Annotated in this window: 21 protein-coding genes; 2 read left to right on the top strand and 19 right to left on the bottom strand. The window is 63.3% G+C overall.

Annotated features, from left to right (window positions below):
• Window positions 1-228: 228 nt before the first annotated feature.
• From PR018_RS03480 to PR018_RS03450, 7 genes are read right to left on the bottom strand one after another with little or no spacing between them, the layout of a single operon-like run.
• Entirely contained in the window at window positions 229-666 is a 438-nt protein-coding gene (locus tag PR018_RS03480; RefSeq protein ID WP_142829866.1) for an NlpC/P60 family protein, read from the bottom strand.
• Window positions 663-1,553, bottom strand: coding sequence for a DUF2163 domain-containing protein (locus tag PR018_RS03475; RefSeq protein WP_142829868.1), 891 nt, complete (start codon window positions 1,551-1,553; stop codon window positions 663-665). The genes PR018_RS03480 and PR018_RS03475 overlap by 4 nt, the downstream gene beginning before the upstream one ends.
• Complete coding sequence (locus tag PR018_RS03470) at window positions 1,550-2,191, bottom strand: DUF2460 domain-containing protein (RefSeq protein ID WP_142829870.1); 642 nt, start codon at window positions 2,189-2,191, stop codon at window positions 1,550-1,552. The genes PR018_RS03475 and PR018_RS03470 overlap by 4 nt, the downstream gene beginning before the upstream one ends.
• 8 nt (window positions 2,192-2,199) lie before the next feature.
• Window positions 2,200-2,775: a phage tail tape measure protein gene (locus PR018_RS03465; RefSeq protein ID WP_142829871.1), complete on the bottom strand. Its 576-nt coding sequence runs from the start codon at window positions 2,773-2,775 to the stop codon at window positions 2,200-2,202.
• 35 nt (window positions 2,776-2,810) lie between these two features.
• Window positions 2,811-3,053: a rcc01693 family protein gene (locus PR018_RS03460; protein WP_142829873.1), complete on the bottom strand. Its 243-nt coding sequence runs from the start codon at window positions 3,051-3,053 to the stop codon at window positions 2,811-2,813.
• On the bottom strand, window positions 3,035-3,397 hold the full coding sequence (locus PR018_RS03455; protein ID WP_142829875.1) for a gene transfer agent family protein: 363 nt from the start codon (window positions 3,395-3,397) through the stop codon (window positions 3,035-3,037). Before PR018_RS03455 ends, PR018_RS03460 begins: the two co-directional genes overlap by 19 nt.
• The gene (locus PR018_RS03450; protein WP_111220336.1) at window positions 3,397-3,804 is read right to left on the bottom strand and encodes a phage major tail protein, TP901-1 family; all 408 of its coding nucleotides are present in this window, start codon (window positions 3,802-3,804) and stop codon (window positions 3,397-3,399) included. Before PR018_RS03450 ends, PR018_RS03455 begins: the two co-directional genes overlap by 1 nt.
• Before the next feature lie 172 nt (window positions 3,805-3,976).
• Between PR018_RS03450 and PR018_RS03445 the strand changes: the two genes are divergently transcribed.
• Window positions 3,977-5,200, top strand: a complete 1,224-nt coding sequence (locus tag PR018_RS03445; protein ID WP_202617156.1) for an MFS transporter — start codon at window positions 3,977-3,979, stop codon at window positions 5,198-5,200.
• Window positions 5,201-5,225: 25 nt separating this feature from the next.
• On the opposite strand, the gene PR018_RS03440 is transcribed toward PR018_RS03445, so the two are convergent.
• The 6 genes from PR018_RS03440 to PR018_RS03415 form a co-directional block, all read right to left on the bottom strand.
• Window positions 5,226-5,627, bottom strand: a complete 402-nt coding sequence (locus PR018_RS03440) for a DUF3168 domain-containing protein (protein WP_142829878.1) — start codon at window positions 5,625-5,627, stop codon at window positions 5,226-5,228.
• A 106-nt stretch (window positions 5,628-5,733) separates the two neighbouring features.
• Window positions 5,734-6,069: a phage head closure protein gene (locus tag PR018_RS03435; RefSeq protein ID WP_142829880.1), complete on the bottom strand. Its 336-nt coding sequence runs from the start codon at window positions 6,067-6,069 to the stop codon at window positions 5,734-5,736.
• A 2-nt stretch (window positions 6,070-6,071) separates the two neighbouring features.
• Window positions 6,072-6,641, bottom strand: coding sequence for a head-tail connector protein (locus tag PR018_RS03430; RefSeq protein ID WP_142829882.1), 570 nt, complete (start codon window positions 6,639-6,641; stop codon window positions 6,072-6,074).
• A gap of 147 nt (window positions 6,642-6,788) precedes the next feature.
• Complete coding sequence (locus PR018_RS03425) at window positions 6,789-8,054, bottom strand: phage major capsid protein (protein WP_142829884.1); 1,266 nt, start codon at window positions 8,052-8,054, stop codon at window positions 6,789-6,791.
• A 4-nt stretch (window positions 8,055-8,058) separates the two neighbouring features.
• Window positions 8,059-8,649: an HK97 family phage prohead protease gene (locus tag PR018_RS03420; protein WP_202617138.1), complete on the bottom strand. Its 591-nt coding sequence runs from the start codon at window positions 8,647-8,649 to the stop codon at window positions 8,059-8,061.
• A 103-nt stretch (window positions 8,650-8,752) separates the two neighbouring features.
• A complete protein-coding gene (locus PR018_RS03415; protein WP_142824391.1) occupies window positions 8,753-9,073 on the bottom strand; it encodes a DUF6107 family protein in 321 nt (106 codons plus the stop codon).
• 34 nt (window positions 9,074-9,107) lie between these two features.
• Between PR018_RS03415 and PR018_RS03410 the strand changes: the two genes are divergently transcribed.
• A complete protein-coding gene (locus PR018_RS03410; protein WP_153816482.1) occupies window positions 9,108-9,248 on the top strand; it encodes a hypothetical protein in 141 nt (46 codons plus the stop codon).
• A 42-nt stretch (window positions 9,249-9,290) separates the two neighbouring features.
• Here the strand turns inward: PR018_RS03410 and PR018_RS03405 are convergent, their stop codons facing one another.
• From PR018_RS03405 to PR018_RS03380, 6 genes are all read right to left on the bottom strand, one after another.
• Entirely contained in the window at window positions 9,291-9,608 is a 318-nt protein-coding gene (locus PR018_RS03405; RefSeq protein WP_142824390.1) for a type II toxin-antitoxin system RelE/ParE family toxin, read from the bottom strand.
• Entirely contained in the window at window positions 9,605-9,865 is a 261-nt protein-coding gene (locus PR018_RS03400) for a CopG family ribbon-helix-helix protein (RefSeq protein ID WP_142824389.1), read from the bottom strand. The genes PR018_RS03405 and PR018_RS03400 overlap by 4 nt, the downstream gene beginning before the upstream one ends.
• 52 nt (window positions 9,866-9,917) lie before the next feature.
• Window positions 9,918-11,075: a phage portal protein gene (locus PR018_RS03395; protein ID WP_142824388.1), complete on the bottom strand. Its 1,158-nt coding sequence runs from the start codon at window positions 11,073-11,075 to the stop codon at window positions 9,918-9,920.
• 224 nt (window positions 11,076-11,299) lie between these two features.
• Window positions 11,300-11,692 carry a hypothetical protein gene (locus PR018_RS03390; RefSeq protein WP_142824387.1) on the bottom strand — a complete coding sequence of 131 codons (393 nt, stop codon included), beginning with the start codon at window positions 11,690-11,692 and terminating at the stop codon, window positions 11,300-11,302.
• Window positions 11,693-11,832: 140 nt separating this feature from the next.
• Window positions 11,833-12,141, bottom strand: a complete 309-nt coding sequence (locus PR018_RS03385; protein WP_142824386.1) for a Dabb family protein — start codon at window positions 12,139-12,141, stop codon at window positions 11,833-11,835.
• A 179-nt stretch (window positions 12,142-12,320) separates the two neighbouring features.
• On the bottom strand, window positions 12,321-14,159 hold the full coding sequence (locus PR018_RS03380) for an alkaline phosphatase family protein (protein ID WP_142824385.1): 1,839 nt from the start codon (window positions 14,157-14,159) through the stop codon (window positions 12,321-12,323).
• Window positions 14,160-14,375 lie beyond the last annotated feature (216 nt).

Genomic DNA, 14,375 nt, shown 5'->3' with positions numbered 1-14,375 from the left:
GCATTGGCTACGCCGGCATTGGCAAAGGCCTTGCTCTCGAACATGGAGGTGAGGTTATGTGGTGGTTTCCACTTAGCATCACGCTTACTGTGAGAAAAACCCGGACGGGCTGGTTTGTAACCGTCCGGGTCCACATCATAGCGTAGGCAAACGGTGAGCGAGGTTAGCGCTTCGCTCACCACTTCAAAATACTAAAGGTTGCGCCCTTTTGCAAGTGACCGCCCTTGTCTAACGCGGCGGGAAGCGGAACGTGGCGGCCACCCGTCTGCGCCAGGACGGTACGAATGGCGAGCGGATCACGGCTGCCTGTTCGTAGGCGTGGATGAAATGTCCGGCATGATCGAGAATACCGGCATGCTTGGCAGCATGCTCCGCTCGCCAGCGAAACAGGAGGAGATCGCCCGGCTTTGCATTTTCGAGGCACCCGGATGGTCCGAAATGCCGAAGCGCTGCGTTCAACAGACGGTCTTCGCCGCTGCGCTCCGCCCAGTCCTGCGCGTAAGCAGGAGGCAACTCCGGATCTTCACCGTAGAGTCCGCGCCAGATACCCCTGACGAGACCAAGGCAATCGCACCCCACGCCTTTACTGGCGCCCTGGTGCCTGTAGGGCGTGCCAATCCAGCTTTCGGCAATCTCCAGCACCTGTCGTGCAACATCTTCGCTCATGGAAACAACGGGCTCCCGTCGTGCAGGCTCGTCCCGTCCGCGTAGGTGTAGGCAAAGTCGGCGCCCGGCATGTGCGGGCAGCCGCGAAAATTGGCAGTATTGGCAAACTTGGCGCGGCAGGTGGTGAACGCCTTGTCGCAGCCGGCCGTCAGCGCAACGCGGGTGCCGATCTCGGGCGCGTCTGACAGGGGCAGCCAAAGGGTCAGTTGCGTTACCGCGCCGCTGGTCGAATGGCTATCGACATCGGCGGCCGTGCCACTGTTTCGCCCATCGAGAAGAACCATGCTGCCTCGCGCGAAATAGCCGTCAGCGAACCCGGCAATGCCGGTTAGCGTCATCCTGGTTGCATCTTCCACGGACGCGACAAGTCCCTCAGCGCGGTATTGCGGCAAGGCGAGATCGATGCCGCACCTGGGGTCGCCGACGATGGCGTCGCAGCGGCGGTTGTAGATGCGTCCCTGCGGTTCGGAGAGGCGGGCGGCGAGACTGCGCAACTCCGCCTGGAACTGGCCGATCTGGCGGGTGACAGCGCCGATCTCCTGCACCTTCAGGAGCAGATGCTGGTCGGGCGCGGACCAGTTGACGAGATAGACCTCAACACGAGCCGCGTCGTAGCGGCCGGCGGCGAGGTCCGCCTCGGAAATGGCATCGCTTGAGAAGCCTCCGGTGACATCGCTGGTGGTTGCTGGCAATCCGGCCTGTTCCTCGCCGTCGCTGGCTGCAAAGCCGCTTGCCGCGAGAAAACGTGTATCAAGAAAATTAAGGTCATGGTCGTGGTCGGTGAAGCCAAGAACGATATCGTCGCGGCGGATGACACGCCAGCAATGGCACAACGTTGTGGCGTCGCCGGCGAGATGGGCAGCCAGCGCCGGATCGATCGTTCTCATGGCAAGATCTCCACCAGGGGAATGGAAGGGATGCGGCCCGCCTGAAAGGCGGACAGGCTGATATCGATGCGGTCGATGGCAAACCTTACGGGGACATCGAAGGCAAAGCCGGCGGTCACTAAAACACCCGCCGCCGGAATGGCGTGGCTTGCAAAGACGACAAGGCCTGTCGCCGGATCGCAGGAGACGTCGCCTGCCGGAACGGCGATGCCTCCGACGGCCACCAGCACAGAGCCGGCCACCGGCTTTGCGATCCCGCGCACGGACTGCCCGGCCATATCTGCATAGGTCTTCGTAAGCGGGAAACTGGTCGTCGTGCCGTCACCCGTGCCGATCGGCTGGTCGAGGGCCGTCACCGGTGCGCCGGGCGGTGCGGATGCGAAGTCGATGGGATCGCGAAACCTGAAGCCGGAAAGCTGGCCGCTGCGGGCCTCGAAGAACGCCAGTACCTCATAGAGTTCGGCGACAGAGCGGACGCCAGAGCCGGCGTCGTAGCTGCGGCGGGCATCGCGCCAGCGGCTGTTGCGGCTTTCGCGGCCGTTCGACAGGTTGACAATATCGGTGCGCCGCACCGGCCCGCCGCTGGTGGCCAGCGACAGGCGCAGCGGAAAGCGGATATCGTGGAATGCGAGGGTCATCGGTAGCCTCAAAGATTGCGCTGGCCGCGCAGTGCCGTGCGCGCCAGCATGGCGGAAATCTGCGCCTGGCTTTTCTGGAAGCCCTGGACATCCGGCGTGGTGATGTTGACGACAACGGACGAACCGCCGCCGCCTGAACTCGCCACTCCGAGCGAGCCGTCGGAGCCGCGCTTCAGCGGCAGGATCGCTTCGGAGCCCGCCTTGCCCATAAGCCCGAGATCGCTGCCCATCGGAAAATAGGTTGGCGAGGCTACTACACCGCCGTCGGCAAAGGCCGTTACGTTCCCGGGTACGCCACCCTTGGCAAAGCCGAACAGCTTGCCGATGCCGCTGCTCAGGCTGTCCGCAGCGCCGCCGAGTGCCGTTTCGAGCGGCTTCAACCCGGCCGACAGGGCGATATTGGTCAGCCGGCTGGCAAGGCCCTGCAACACGCTGTCGAGCCCCTTGCCGCCTGTGGTCGCAGACGTCAGTGCGCTGCCGAGCGCCGAACCGAACGACCGTGAGCGGCTGTCGAGATCGTCGAGGGTATGCTTCAAGGCCTGCGCCTCGGTGTTGGTGTCTGAGAGATCGGTTGTTTCGGTCATCGGGTTCCTGCAGCTCGGTGCAACGTTTGATGGGATCAGTCCGGAAAGAGCACCATCATTGCGGCCAGTCCGGCGCGGTCGAGCGACGAACTGTGCGGCGACAGGCCTCCGGCCATGGCGTGGAATTCAATGGGCGTCATCGCCCAGAATATGCCGGGGGGAAGCCGCAGCAGGCAGAGGCCGACATGCAAGGCACGATGCCAGGGAAAGGCTGTTGGCCCTGCCCTGTCGGCCCCGTCAACTGCCTCGCCTGCTGCGGCTAGCGAGGGCCCGGCGATGCCTGCTCCTGATCGCCGAGAAACGTTGCCGCCAGCAGATTGCCAACGATAGCCGCCGTGGCAGCGATGCCGCCGCCGATGCCGGCCGCCGCGACGTCGTCGTCGGAATAGACGTTACCGCCTCCCCGCAGGCCGGCACCGAGGATGCGGATGAGATCGGCCGCCTTAAGGCCGCCTTGCGAAAATCTTGCCGCCAGGCCGGCGAGATCGTCGGCAGCAAACGCGGTCTCGAGTTCGGCCAGTGCGCCGAGCGTCAGGCAGAGGATGCGGCGCTCGCCGTCGATTTCCGCCTCGATCTCGCCGCGGCGACGATTGGCGCGGGCACCTGTGCGCGGGCGCAGCATCACAGCACCCCGAAGGTGATGACGCCTGCCGATTCCAGTGCGATATCGAAGGTAACCTCGCCATTGTGCTCGCCGCCATAATCGAGCGCCGATACCTGGAACGCACCGCTGACGGTGCCGAAATCGGGAATGACAATCTGCCAGGAGAGGATCGATCCGTTGAAAAAGGCGGTTCGGATCAGGGCGTCCGACGCATGATCCTTGAACAGGCCCGAACCGGAAAGCCCGGCGCGCTGGACGCCGGCGCCGCCAAGAAGCTCGCGCCACCGCCCGGCGCTCTCGGCATCGGTGATATCCACCGTCTCGGCGTTGAACGACAGCTTTTTGCTGCGCAGGCCCGCCACCGTCTCGTAAGCGCCGCCATTGTCGATCTTCAACAGCAGGTCCTTGCCTTTCTGCGCGACCATCGGGATATCCTTTCAAGGAAAATGCGCCGTAACCGGCGCTTGCAAAACCGGAATTTTCTGCGCGCCGGACATCGGCAAAAGGCAGCGTCCGGACGTCATCGAGATGTCACTTTCAACGCCTCGGCCAAGCTGCTACGCAAGGTCACAAACAGGTCACAAAGCACCGCTTTTCATGCCCAAAGCCTTCTCACCGCGCTCGGCCCAGATCGTTGCCGTCCTCAGCATCACGCAGCTTATCAGCTGGGGCACCAGCTTCGACATGCTCGGCGTGATGGGGCGCATCGTAGCGCCCGATCTCAGCCTTCCCAACGAGGTGGTCTTTTCCGGCCTGACCCTGATGATGGTAGTCAGCGGCCTCTGCAGCCCGGTCACCGGTCGCTGGCTTGGCCGCTACGGCGCGGCGCGTGTGCTTGCAGCCTCATCGATCGTCTTTGCAGTCGGCCTGCTGCTGCTTTCGGCGGCAAACGGTATCGTCGTCTACGGGATCGCCTGGCTTGTCATCGGGTTCGGCGGTGCGCTCGGGCTGAATGCACCGGCCTATGCCGCCGTCATCGAGCGCGAGGGGATGAACGGCAAGCGCATCATCACCATCATGATGCTGTTTACCGGCCTCTCGGCCACCCTTTTCTGGCCTATCCTGACCCTGCTCAATGCCCATCTCGGATGGCGGGGAACTTATGTCGCCTGCGCCGCCCTGCACCTTTGTCTCTGCCTGCCGCTTTATCTATTTGCCCTGCCGAAGCCTGTCGTCGTCGAAAGAGGCGAGCCCGGACACCTGACGCCGCCTGTACCGCTGTCACCGGCGGGCCGGCGCAAGGCCTTCCTGCTGATAGCATCGGCGACGACGATATCCACCTTCGTGACCTTCGGGCTGGCCCCGTCGCTGCTCGAGATCTTCCGGCAATACGGCGCGTCGCCGGCACTGGCGCTGCAACTTGGTTCGGCACGCGGTGTCATCGGTATTTCCGCGCGGCTGATGGACATGCTGCTTGGCCGGCGCGGCAACCCGGTGCTGAGCGCCATCATCGGCATAGGCCTCATGGTCACGAGCTTCCTGCTCCTGCTGCTTTTCGGAGCGTCCACGGCGCAGCTTGTCATTTTCACGCTGCTGTTCGGGTTCGGCTCCGGCGTCATGGCGGTCGCGCGGGCGCTGCTGCCGCTGGCGCTGTTTTCGCCAAGCGAGTACGGCCTGCATTCCGCACGATTATCGCTGCCGCAGAACCTCGCCAATGCCACTGCCCCTGTAGTCTTCACCGCCGTCCTCGATTACGCCGGAGCGCCGACTGCGCTGGGCGTCTGTGTCGTTCTCTCGTCGGGCGCACTCATGCTGATCCTGGCGCTCGGACTATTGGTGCGGCGGGCAACGGCGGTGGGTGCCGTGCTGGCGCAAGCGTGAGAGTCATAGCCGGTCGCTGCCATCTCTACTCGGTCACCGCCCGAAACCGCATCTCGGCGCAAAACAGCCGCGTCTTCGGCTCGCGCCTTGCCTTCGTTGCGAGATGGCGGAAATTGACCAGCGCGTATGTGGCAAGTGGCAGGGACGCGTCCTGCAGGAGACTGCCGACGATGGCGGCGATCTGCTGGGCCTGTCGCTGGCCGGCAGCATCGGACCAGACCTGCAGCGTCAGAAAATGCTCCTCTCCGGGCTCGGTGGATGTCGAATAATCGTTGCTGGCGAGTTCGGAAACGACGATGCACGGCAATTGCCGGCCGGTGACAAGCCGATCGCGAATACCGTCGCTACCGATCGTCTCTGTCAGGGATATGCTGCCGGCAAGCGCGGTGTGGATGGCCTGCAACAACTCGTTGGCAGCGGATCTCATCGTCGGGTCTCCTTGCCTGCCGGGTGCCGAAAAGGCGCGTTGCCGGAAGCCAAGAGCTTTGCCAGCACTGCCGCGAGGTCTGGCAGGGTATATGTCGAAAGGGCGGTCATACCGACTTCTCCTGGCAATGACAGATCAGATACCGGCGGCTATCGTCGGGGTCCTGCGTGCCGCCGATAGAGAACAGCCGGTTGCCCTTGCGAAGCCGCATGCCGGGCACGACATCGCTGCGCCAGCGCAGCCAGATCAGGTGCGTGCGCCTGAATATCTCGCTCGACGCTTCCTCTTCCACCGACCCGCTGACCGGCTCGATCAGCGCCCAGCACGATGCCGTCTCGACGAAGGTCCGGGTAACGCCACCCTGGCCGTCTGGCGTTTCGAGCGGCGCCTCCAGATTGAGCCGGGCGGTCATGCGGCCGGGGTCGAAGAAGGTCGAGCGCATGGTCAAAGGCTCCGGAGCAGGAAGGGCGCAACCAGCCGGTCGTAGCCGGGCGGGATCAGCGCCGGCTGGTCCTCGATGCCGATGACGCCGCGGCACGAAAACATCTGCGCCACATGGGTCAGCATTGCCCGCTTCAGCGTGTCCGGCACATCGTTGGCGGTCGGGCCGAAACCGGCGACGAAATCGATTTCGATACCGTTGACGGCGCGACCGGACGACAGGCGCTGGCGGAGCATAAGCCGCGCCGGTTGCCTGATGCCATCCAGCACATAACCTTCGAGCGGGACTATCGAGGGCTGGCCGAGCTCGTCATAAACGGTAATGGCAACAATGGCTTGCACCGGGCCCCTGGCAATCGGAATCACGCCGTCTTCACAGATTGAATCAAGATAGAGACGCCAGCGCTGGGTCATCAGGCAAAGGCCTGTGCTGCGCTCCAGATGCTCGCGGGCAACCGCGATCAGGCCGGCAACAAGCTCGTCTTCGTCGGACGTATCCAGCCGCAGATGGGCCTTCACCCCGGCGAGCGTCAACGCCTCCGCTGAGGGCGGAGTGATCTGGGCATAGGTCATGGGACATCTTTCATATGAGATCGAGTAGGCGGCCCGCGCCCTCACCCTGCCCTCTCCCCGAAGGCAGAGGGAGATGGAGCGAGAGGCGGTGCCGGCATTCCCTTCTCCCCTCGGGGAGAAGGTGCAGTCAGGCGGATGAGGGGTGCTTCAGCTGACCGAGAACTTGATCAGCTTGATCGCCTCGAAATCCTGCACGCCGCCGCCGACGCGCTTGGTGGTGTAGAACAGCACGTAGGGTTTGGCCGAATAGGGATCGCGCAGGACGCGGATACCAGTGCGGTCGACGACGAGGTAGCCGGCGCGGAAATCGCCGAAGGCAATGGCCGGCGCATCGGCGGCGATATCCGGCATGTCCTCCGCTTCGGTAATCGGGAAGCCCATCAGCGAGGCCGGCTGTCCGGCGGCAGACGGCGCCCGCCAGAGATAGTTGCCATCGGCATCCTTGAACTTGCGGATGGTTGCCTGGCTGCGGCGGTTCATGACGAAATTGCCGTTCTGGCGATGGCCGGCCTTCAGCGCATAGACGGCATCGATCAGCACGTCCGTCGGCCCGGCGGTGCGAAAGGCACCGGCAGCACCGGTGGCGATATAGCCGAGATTACCCCAGCTCCAGCCGGCATCCGCCACCGATGGGTACGCCAGAAACCCTTTCGGCTTGGCGACGCCATCGCCGGTGACGAACGCGGTACCCTCTTGCTCGGCAAAGACAATGTCGACCTCGCTGGAAATCCAGCTCTCGATGTCAACGGCGGCATCGTCGAGCAGCGCCTGGGTGGCGGCCGGCATGGCATAGAGTTCCATCGTTGGAAAGGTCAGCTCGGCCAGCTGCGGCGCGGTGGTCTGCGGCCGGGCGGCAGTTTCCGACACCCAGCCGGAGGCAAGCCCCTGCGTGGTGAACGGCTTCTTCAGCACCGAGCCGGACACCTGGCGAACCGTCGCCAGCGCACGGATCGGCGAGACCACCGACAGGCGGCGACCGATCTCGGTGTCGGTCTGGTCGGGCACCAGATAGCCGCCGTCCCCGTTGGAACCGACCGACAGCGCCTTGGCTTCGATCTCGCGCAATCCCGACGCGTCGCCACGGCGAATGTAGGTCTCGAAGGCCGCCTTGTGTTCGGCGGCATCGACGGAGCCTGGAAGGCTGCGACCGAGCGGCGGGCGGGCCTTTTTCAGCACCAGCTGGTCGAGGACCTTCTTGTGATCGTCCATCGCCTTGTTGATGCGGTCGACCTTTTCGCGCGTCACCACGTCCGATGTCAGCTTGCCCTCGATCTCGCCGAGGCGCCGGTCGTTGACATCCTTGAAGGCTTCGAACGCCTCCATGAATTCTTCGAAGGCAGCCCCCACGGTTTCCGGCACTGTCTTGATTTCCATGGCACCACCGCGCGGTGCCGTCGCTGTCTGCTCGCTCATGCGATCATCCTTGTTTGAAGGTTTCGGTCATCAATTGCCGCGCCGCCCGCCTGATGTGGCGGACGAGCTCGGTCTCCCTGTCGCGGAACCACCGCGCATTCTTGACATTCTGGACACGCGCCGACGGCAGCATCGGAAAGGTGACTACCGAGATTTCCCAGAGGTCGGCTTCCAGGATGTGCCGCACGCCGGACTTTGCGTCGGTGCGGGCCCTGACGGTACGAAAGCCGATGGACAGGCCATCGAGGGCGGAATTTTTCAAGAGCTGATGCACCTCACGGGCACGCGCCACACCGTCTGCCAGCTGGCCCTCGACATAGAGGCCGCGCTCATCCTCGCGGATGGTCTTCCAGGCGCCGATCGGCTCGGACGGGTCGTGCTGGAACAGCATGCGGATGCCCGATGCACCGCGGGTGGCGAGCGACCGGGCAAAGGCGCCGCGCTCGACGCGATCGCTGCCGAGATCGACCTCGCCGAAGACGCTGGCATAGCCGGAAAAGCTGCCGTCGCGGGTGAGGCCCCTGAGTTCGAGACTGGCAAATTTGCAGCTGTCGATGCCCATGGGGGATCGAGCAGACACGCTGGGTGCGGTCATGGCGAAGTCTCCGGATTGCGATGTTGATGGCGTCAGGGGCAGTGGCCCGCTTCTGTCAGGGGCGGTCTACCGGCTCCCGTCAGGGGCGGTTTAGGCGCTCCCGTCAGGCGTCGTGTTTCTGGCCGTAGCGGTCGGCAAGCCGCGACAGGATGCCGAGGGCCCACCAGGCGCAGAGGCTGGCGGCGGCGGAGCCGGCAAGCATGATGTCCGATGCTGCCAGCACGTGCGAGACATTGAGCCGCTCGGACGCCCAGACGCCTGTCGGACCGCCGAAGATCAGGCCACAGGCAAGGCCTGTGAAAAAGCGCATGGCCGCCTCGCGACGGGTTTTAGGCAGCAGATAGATCAGCGACACAGCCGCCCCCGCCGAAGCGCCGACGAGCCTCGTCGCCCACAGCGAAGTCTCGCCTGGAAGGTGCGCCATTGTTAAGATCTCCGGTTTAGGAACGGGATGTCGCATGCCGCTGCCAGCGTCGACCATGCTCGGCATGGGACGGCAGGTTCCGATTTCAGTGAGTCTTTTGAATCCGTTCGCGCCCGAACTTCGCTGGCTTGGCGAGGAACTTGATATTTTGAATGAGCGGATAACGGGCGGCTAAATTGCTGCTGCCGGCCCCACATGGCTTGATTTAATCTCGGAACTAATCCGTGTCGGGAATATCCGCGCCTTCGTCCTTGTCGAGATCAGGCGCCTGCTGGCGCCCATGCCGGATATAGGAAATCTTGATGGCGTCCGGCTCGACGCGGTAAGCGATGATGTAATTGCCGGCCACGTAAATCCGACGACCCGGCAGCTTTGTATCCGCGACGCCCGCCTGGGGGTATCCGGCCAGCAGCCGGAATGCCGAGCGAAGCTGTCTCATTGCGGTGTCTGATGCTCGCGGATTGAAGCTTGCGAGATAGGCCTTCTCGCACCGCAGATAGTCTCCGGCATTTGCCGAAAGAATGATTTTTCTCATGCAGCATCATGTTGCACGGGAGATAGTAACTCTGCAAACAGATCCTCAGCGTCGATGACCTCGCCATTGCGAATCTGTTCCTCGCCTTCCATGATCTGCAGGATGTCATTGCCTTCCTGCATCAGGTAATATTTCAGTGCCCTGACAATCACCCAGCTGCGGCTGCGCTCGGAGACCTTGGCGATGGTTTCGATGTCCTTCAGGATGTCTTCCGGAATACGCAGGGCGATGGGGTCTGAGAGGACGGGCTTTGTCATCGGGAAGCTCCTTATCTTGTTATACGATGTATAACAAATTTCGGGCGCCACCTCAATAACCCACCGCCTGGCGCTTTTCGGCGTCTGTCAGGAAATCCGCCTGGCCGACACGGGCCCATAATTCGCTGCGTTCGGCGGCAAGGCCGGCGATCTTGTCGAGATCCGGCTCCAGCCGCAGGCCTTCGCCATAAGCCGTGGCAAACCACAGGGAGAGCGCCGAGGCGGTGCGGGTTAGCAGCGGCAGGACGGTCAACCGGTAGAAGGCGCGATTGGCCTCCTGGTAGTTGGCATAGGTGTTGTCGCCGGGGATGCCGAGCAACATCGGCGGCACCCCGAAAGCCAGCGCGATATCACGGGCAGCGCCATTGCGGGCCTCGACGAAATCCATGTCCTTCGGCGACAGGCCCATCGACTTCCAGTCCAGCCCGCCTTCGAGAAGCAGCGGCCGGCCGGCCCGCATCGGCCCGGAATAGCCTTCGTCGAGTTCCTGTTTCAGCCGTTCGTACTGGTCCGGCGACAGGTTGCCGCCCTCCTTCGGCTGGTAGACGAGCGCCCCCGATGGCCGCGCCGAATTGTCGAGCAGCGCCTTGTTCCAGGTGGAGGAGGCATTGTGCAGATCGAGCGCCACCTGGGCAGCTGCCAGCGGCGGAAAGCCAAGATGGTCGTCGAGCGGATGAAACAGTTTCAGGTGCAGCAGCGTCAGGCCATCGCTCTCGGCAGCAAAGCGGCGCACGAGGCCGCCAACGCGGTATTCATAGGCTTCCGGCCAGCCATCGCGGCCCTCGACGATGGCGACACGATCCGGCCGCAGCAGGTGCAGCTCGCGCAACGCGCCGCCGACTATGAGCGGCTCGACATAGGCATTGCCCGACAGAAGCAAATGGCCGTGCAGCGCTTCGAAGAAATCCGGGCCCGCCTTGCGCCCGTTCGGCTGTCGCATCAGTGACAGCAACGGATGCTCGCCAACTTCCCGGTCACCCTCGTAGAGCAGCCAGGAGACAGATGCCGCCGCCTCGGCCACCAGCCGCACCGAACGATGCGCCACAGGGTTCTTCATGAACCCCTCACGCGCCAGCGCCCCATAGGACCGCCCCGTCCAGTGCGCCCGACCCTCGGACGTCAACGTCATCATCGAGCCGCTTGCCTTGTGCTCGGCCACAGCCCTGCGGCCCGCCGTGGAACGCCACGGCAGGGTGAACGGGAGTTTCATCGGGATGTCCTTTTGAGTTGCGATTAAGTCGCCTTAAGCCTGTGGGGCTGGCAGAGCAGGCTCGACGGATCTCCTCTTGTGGGGGAGATGCCCGAAAGGGCAGAGGGGGCTCTGCGCAAAGTTAGAATTCGCTGGCATATACGCTGATGTCTCCCCCGCCTGGGAGGATATCTGCGCCACGCTTTGAACGTCTGTTCACGCTGTCCCGAAAACGCGACGTGTCCTCAAAATGCTTGTGCTTCGAACCTGACGATCAGTGTCTTCCACGACTTGTACTTGTCCAATGGCAACCCGGTAAACGGTGCGGCTTGCAAAATCGTTCGAGTGACCAATTCTGCAAATCTTTGCTGCTGAGCGGCGGTACCACCGGTTATATGTGGCGCGGGTTTGCCGCTGATTTCACCACGCGTGTTCAGGTTGACCCGAACTTCGGCGCGTAGCCCGCGAATCGCCAAATCAGACGGCAAATTCCAGCGTGCTATGATCGCATGCATGACGCCGTCAATCGTTGATTGTTTCAGCATAGCCGGCCTGGCTTCTGCGCGGGCAACCAGCAGCACCAGTGAAAGGACAAGAGCGAGGCACAGTTTAGATTTGGTATTCATTTGAAAACTCACGTGCTGCTCCCAGATACCGCAGCTTTAAAGGGCGTAGGCCATTACAGTAGCAATGGACATCCCTGTCGCGCGCCCTCAAGCGACCGCCGCTTTCCGCAAACCCAGCCGCTCGAAATCCGCCAGCCAAACGCCCCGCCGCCCTAAATCGCCTCCCGCACCGCCGTCTCGCTGTCGTAGTCCGCGGCAATCCGCATCTCGCGCAGCGGCCGGACGCGTTCTATCGAGATCTGGTAATTCGGATGGGCCTTGTAGGCCGCCAGTGCTGCCTCGTCGTCGAATTCGCCGTAGACGACGAGGTCGACGTCGGTGCCGAGCTGGTCGGTCTTGACGTTGGTGCCGATCTCCAGCAGCCGGGCGTGAGGAATTTCGGTGAGGATCGACAGGCCTGCCCGGACCGCCTCCAGATTGGCCCGATCGGCGACGTTGAAGAAGACGATATGACGGATCACGCGTGGCACTCCTCGAGGACGTTGTCTGTCGCAGCGGTTAGCATGCGTGCCGCCGGCGTTCAACCGGGGCATGCTGCCCCGGGCTCAGTCCATCAAGCGGGAAAGTCCAATGCGATCTCGGCAGGGATCTTTTCCCAGGGCGCCGAGATCGCGCCGTTTTGAACCTCGATCGGCCTGCCTCAGTTCATCGATGTGCCGTCCGATACGGTGAGACCGACAGTGCGACCGGGGAAGCCGGCGGCGTCGAAATATCGGGTATCGCCGACCATCTGCATGTCGATGATCGTCTTCAGACCGTTTTCGGCCGGTTCCGACACCAGCATTTTCGTGGCGACCTCGGGCATGGTGCCGTCCTTCATCGCTTCGGTGATGACGCGGCCGACGAGCTTGCCCTTGTCTTCGGTCTTGAGGTCGAGGATGCGGGCGATGGTCTTGCCGATGTCCGCATTGCTGGTCGGCGCGGCGTCGACGAAGCCTGACTTGAAGTCCGGGCCGATCATCGCCTGGAAGTTCCAGGTATCGGCACGGCTGAAGGATCCGTGCATGCCCTGGCCCTGCTGCAGTCCGCTGTCGGCGACCTCGGCAGTGCAGCGCTCCGGCTGGCCGCAGATCGTCGAGAAGGAGCGGAAGTTGACGGCGATGGCCGGCATCGGCGTGACGGCAGACCCTTCCAGCGCGATGTCGTCGAGCGACAGTGTACCGGGGAAGGCACCGAGCGATTTGGCGACGAAGATGCCGCTGACGTAATCCTGCTTCAGGAGCGCATCGACGACGTTCTTTGCCATCGCCTTGTCGCCGTCCGGCAGGTAAATCAGGTCAGATCCGCCGTTGGCAGCCACCACCACCTTCGGGTGGTCCTTGTCCCCGCCGATCAGGCCGTTGCCGCTCTTCGGGTGCTGGCCGGCGTCGATCGCCTTGTAATCCTGGTCCGGATCGATCAGCGGCAGGCTCAGCGCCTTGGCAAGGTCGAGCGAAAGGAAGCCGACCGGCAAAAGGCCGGGGGTGACGTCGGCGTAGCTCGCCTTACCGGCGGCGCTGGTCTGGCTTTGCTTCGAAATCGTCGAGAAACCATGGTCAGCGGTCACGATGATGTCGGTGCTGTCGGCCAGTCCCTGTTCCTGCAGGGCAGCGCGCAGGCGGCCGAGATCGTCGTCGGCATTGCGGATGGCCGCCATCGAGGTCGGGCCGTTGATGCCGGGCACCAGCTTGCCGAGGCTGTCGCCCTGGTTATGCTGGGTGCCATCCGGATCGCGGGACCAAAAGACCATGACGAACGGCTTGTGCTTGTCGGCAAGCTCGGGCAGCACGGCGCGGGTGGCGGCGGCAGCGAAATAATCCTGCTGGATGGTGTTGGCCGATTTCGTCCCTGCCGTCTGGAAATCGCCCGACTTGCTGTTGGGCCCACGGCCTGGCGCCGCCAGTTGCAGCCCGGCTGCCTTCAGGCGATCCTGCGTTTCGGCAGACAGCGGGATACCCTTCTCGGTGCCGGTAGCATCGTCGATCAGGATGGTCTTTTCGCCGGTTCGCTCGGTGTGGTCGAAAATCAGTGCGGGACCGAGCTTGCCGATCGAGGCGGTGCCGAACCCCTTGTCGCGGGCCAGCTGCAGGATAGTCGCCTCGTTCAGGTAGTTGCCGGAGAAATGCTCGTCGACATCGCCGAGCACCGGATCGCTTTCGAGAAACGGCGTCAGGCTCTTGCCGGCGCCGGGAACCTGGAAGCCGGTGTAGATGGTGTTCGAGAAATCGCCCGTATCGCCAAGCATATGGCCGGTCGCCAGTGCGGAGGCATTGGCCGTGGTGAAGGTCGGAAACAGCGAGTGGCTGTTGCGCAGATAGACGCCGTTGCGGGCGAGCGCCGCCATGTTGGGCGCCGTGGTGTCGTCGACAACGGGGCTGCGGAGACCGTCGGCAACAAACAGGATGACATTGTGCGGCTGGTCGGCGGCTCCGGCAGCGCCGATGGCGCAAAGGCTTGCAACTCCGGCTGCGAGCACGGCGGATAGAAATTTCAATGTCATGGCTGTCTCCGATCTCTTGACTGAGCCCGACGCTAGCCGCGCTGCTTGACAGTTTCGTGACAGTTGCAAGACCGGTTCACACATTGAAACCCCCAGACGATTGTCAACTTCCAACGGATGCGATTTGCACCACGCAAAAATTCGCACCCGCCCTTACATCGCGCGGCGGGGTGCCTAGATAGCGGCGGTAGATGGCGTTCATGCGGGTGTTGCATG

It is taken from the genome of Rhizobium rhododendri (genome assembly GCF_007000325.2).
Taxonomy (GTDB): Bacteria; Pseudomonadota; Alphaproteobacteria; order Rhizobiales; family Rhizobiaceae; genus Rhizobium; species Rhizobium rhododendri.
The sequence above is the reverse complement of the archived record's forward strand: the minus strand, read 5'-3'. Positions and strand labels throughout refer to the sequence as shown.

What these genes read in the sequence shown, in the direction of transcription:
- PR018_RS03480 (WP_142829866.1), bottom strand. Translation starts at nt 666, where the DNA reads ATGAGCGAAGATGTTGCACGACAGGTGCTGGAGATTGCCGAAAGCTGG.
- PR018_RS03475 (WP_142829868.1), bottom strand. Translation starts at nt 1,553, where the DNA reads ATGAGAACGATCGATCCGGCGCTGGCTGCCCATCTCGCCGGCGACGCC.
- PR018_RS03470 (WP_142829870.1), bottom strand. Translation starts at nt 2,191, where the DNA reads ATGACCCTCGCATTCCACGATATCCGCTTTCCGCTGCGCCTGTCGCTG.
- PR018_RS03465 (WP_142829871.1), bottom strand. Translation starts at nt 2,775, where the DNA reads ATGACCGAAACAACCGATCTCTCAGACACCAACACCGAGGCGCAGGCC.
- PR018_RS03455 (WP_142829875.1), bottom strand. Translation starts at nt 3,397, where the DNA reads ATGCTGCGCCCGCGCACAGGTGCCCGCGCCAATCGTCGCCGCGGCGAG.
- PR018_RS03450 (WP_111220336.1), bottom strand. Translation starts at nt 3,804, where the DNA reads ATGGTCGCGCAGAAAGGCAAGGACCTGCTGTTGAAGATCGACAATGGC.
- PR018_RS03445 (WP_202617156.1), top strand. Translation starts at nt 3,977, where the DNA reads ATGCCCAAAGCCTTCTCACCGCGCTCGGCCCAGATCGTTGCCGTCCTC.
- PR018_RS03440 (WP_142829878.1), bottom strand. Translation starts at nt 5,627, where the DNA reads ATGAGATCCGCTGCCAACGAGTTGTTGCAGGCCATCCACACCGCGCTT.
- PR018_RS03435 (WP_142829880.1), bottom strand. Translation starts at nt 6,069, where the DNA reads ATGCGCTCGACCTTCTTCGACCCCGGCCGCATGACCGCCCGGCTCAAT.
- PR018_RS03430 (WP_142829882.1), bottom strand. Translation starts at nt 6,641, where the DNA reads ATGACCTATGCCCAGATCACTCCGCCCTCAGCGGAGGCGTTGACGCTC.
- PR018_RS03425 (WP_142829884.1), bottom strand. Translation starts at nt 8,054, where the DNA reads ATGAGCGAGCAGACAGCGACGGCACCGCGCGGTGGTGCCATGGAAATC.
- PR018_RS03420 (WP_202617138.1), bottom strand. Translation starts at nt 8,649, where the DNA reads ATGACCGCACCCAGCGTGTCTGCTCGATCCCCCATGGGCATCGACAGC.
- PR018_RS03415 (WP_142824391.1), bottom strand. Translation starts at nt 9,073, where the DNA reads ATGGCGCACCTTCCAGGCGAGACTTCGCTGTGGGCGACGAGGCTCGTC.
- PR018_RS03410 (WP_153816482.1), top strand. Translation starts at nt 9,108, where the DNA reads ATGCCGCTGCCAGCGTCGACCATGCTCGGCATGGGACGGCAGGTTCCG.
- PR018_RS03405 (WP_142824390.1), bottom strand. Translation starts at nt 9,608, where the DNA reads ATGAGAAAAATCATTCTTTCGGCAAATGCCGGAGACTATCTGCGGTGC.
- PR018_RS03400 (WP_142824389.1), bottom strand. Translation starts at nt 9,865, where the DNA reads ATGACAAAGCCCGTCCTCTCAGACCCCATCGCCCTGCGTATTCCGGAA.
- PR018_RS03395 (WP_142824388.1), bottom strand. Translation starts at nt 11,075, where the DNA reads ATGAAACTCCCGTTCACCCTGCCGTGGCGTTCCACGGCGGGCCGCAGG.
- PR018_RS03380 (WP_142824385.1), bottom strand. Translation starts at nt 14,159, where the DNA reads ATGACATTGAAATTTCTATCCGCCGTGCTCGCAGCCGGAGTTGCAAGC.